Here is a 2,075-nt window from a genome sequence, read left to right on the forward strand (position 1 = left end):
CCTGGGGTGTGTAGCCCCGGGCATGCGCCAGCGGCGCCCAGGCCAGCAGGGCGCTGGCCAGCGCAGCGAGCGCCGCCTGGGCTGGCAGGCGTTCAGGCCAGCACTTGTGCAATCGCCTTGCCCACGTCCGGGGTCTTGGCCTGACCGCCCAGGTCGGGCGTGCGCGGGCCGCTCAGAATGGTCTGGCTGATCGCATCGACGATGGCGTCATGCGCGCTGCGCCAGGCGCCCTGGCCGTTGCCCAGGAAGTCGAGCATCAGCGCCACCGACCAGATCATCGCGATCGGGTTGGCAATGTTCTGGCCGTAGATGTCGGGCGCTGAGCCATGCACGGGCTCGAACAGCGAGGGGAAGTTGCGCTCGGGGTTCAGGTTGGCCGAGGGCGCCAGGCCAATGGTGCCGGTGGTGGCCGGGCCCAGGTCGCTCAGGATGTCGCCAAACAGGTTGGTGGCGGCGACCACATCGAAGCGGCCGGGCTGCAGCACAAAGCGGGCGGTCAGGATGTCGATGTGCTGCTTGTCCAGCACCACGTCAGGGTAGTTTTTGGCCATGGCTTCGGCACATTTGTCCCACCAAGGCATGCTGATTGCAATGCCGTTGGACTTGGTGGCCAGGGTCACATGCTTTTTGCTGCGGCTTTGGGCCAGGTCAAAGGCGAACTTGAGCAGCCGGTCAGCGCCCTTGCGGGTGAACACGGCCTCTTGCAGCACCATTTCGCGGTCCGTGCCTTCGAACATGATGCCGCCCAGCGCGGTGTACTCGCCCTCGGTGTTTTCGCGCACCACGTAGTAGTCGATATCGCCCGGCTTGCGGCCGGCCAGCGGGCAGGGCACACCCTCAAACAGGCGCACCGGGCGCAGGTTGATGTACTGGTCGAACTCGCGGCGGAACTTGAGCAGCGAGCCCCAGAGCGAGACATGGTCGGGCACGGTGGCGGGCCAGCCGACAGCGCCGAACAGGATCGCGTCAAAGCCTTGCAGCTGCGCTTTCCAGTCATCGGGCATCATCTGGCCGTGGGCGGCAAAGTAGTCGCAATGCGCCCAGTCAAAATGCTGCATCTCCAGCGGCAGGTCAAAGCGCTTGGCGGCGGCCTCCAGCACGCGGATGCCTTCGGGCATCACTTCCTTGCCAATGCCGTCGCCCGCCAATACCGCGATACGTAGTTTCTTGCTCATGCTGGTCCTGAATGTCTGGTCAAAAGGTGGTGGTGGCCGCCCGGGCGACTGGCAGCGCTCGCAAAGGCCATCGCTGGGCTCTACAATCGCTCGTCCTTGCACCTGGGTGCCGGGGCTGGGGTGTCTGGATGGGCATCCTAGCGCTGTTGGAGCAGCTGCGCAGCATGGTGCGAGACAGCTTGCACCGCTGGCGCCCCATTTTGCCGCCTGCCGTGTCGCCTTTTCCTTTTCCCCCTGAATCCCTGGCCGTCTTGGCCGCCGCCTGCTGGGCGCTGGCCGCGCTGTTCTCCGCCCCGGTGGCGCGCAAGATGGGCGCCTTTGCCTTTACCCGCTGGCGCATGGTGTTTGCCACCGTGATGCTGGGCGGCTGGGCCACCTTGGCAGGCACCTGGGACAGCCTGAACCTGGCACTGGTGGGCGTGCTGGTGCTGTCGGGCTTTATCGGCATCTTCATTGGCGACACGGTGCTGTTTGCCTGCATGAACCGGCTGGGACCGCGCCGCTCGGGCATTTTGTTTGCCACCCATTCGATGATGTCGGCCGTGCTGGCGGCGCTCTTTTTGGGCGAGCGTATGGGCGCAGTGGCCATGCTGGGCTGCGCACTGGTGCTGAGTGGCGTGATGTGCGCCATTGCCTTTGGCAAGCGCGCGGGCAGCGAATCGAGCCTGGAGGCCACACGCGGCCGGCTGGCCGTGGGCGTGGGCCTGGGGCTGGTAGCCGCCTTGGGCCAGGCGCTGGGCACCTTGGTGGTCAAGCCGGTGATGGGCCCCGATGTGGACCCGGTGGCTGCATCGGCCGTGCGCATGGCGGCCGGCTTCGGCTTTCATGCGCTGCTGCTGCTCGTGGGCTGGAAGCCGGCACGCCTGACCGCCGTGATGGAGCCGCGCGACTGGCAGGGGG

General features: G+C 66.6%; 2 protein-coding genes. One reads left to right on the forward strand and one right to left on the reverse strand.

Translation table 11 applies throughout. From position 1 onward, the window contains the following. Positions 1–92: 92 nt before the first annotated feature. Complete coding sequence (locus H928_RS0117370; RefSeq protein WP_021027641.1) at positions 93–1,175, reverse strand: tartrate dehydrogenase; 1,083 nt, start codon at positions 1,173–1,175, stop codon at positions 93–95. A gap of 212 nt (positions 1,176–1,387) precedes the next feature. Between H928_RS0117370 and H928_RS28535 the strand changes: the two genes are divergently transcribed. Then, a partial coding sequence (locus tag H928_RS28535) for a DMT family transporter (RefSeq protein WP_239645001.1) occupies positions 1,388–2,075 on the forward strand: 688 nt, incomplete at its 3' end.

It is taken from the genome of Comamonas sp. B-9 (genome assembly GCF_000410635.1).
Lineage (GTDB): Bacteria > Pseudomonadota > Gammaproteobacteria > Burkholderiales > Burkholderiaceae_C > Comamonas.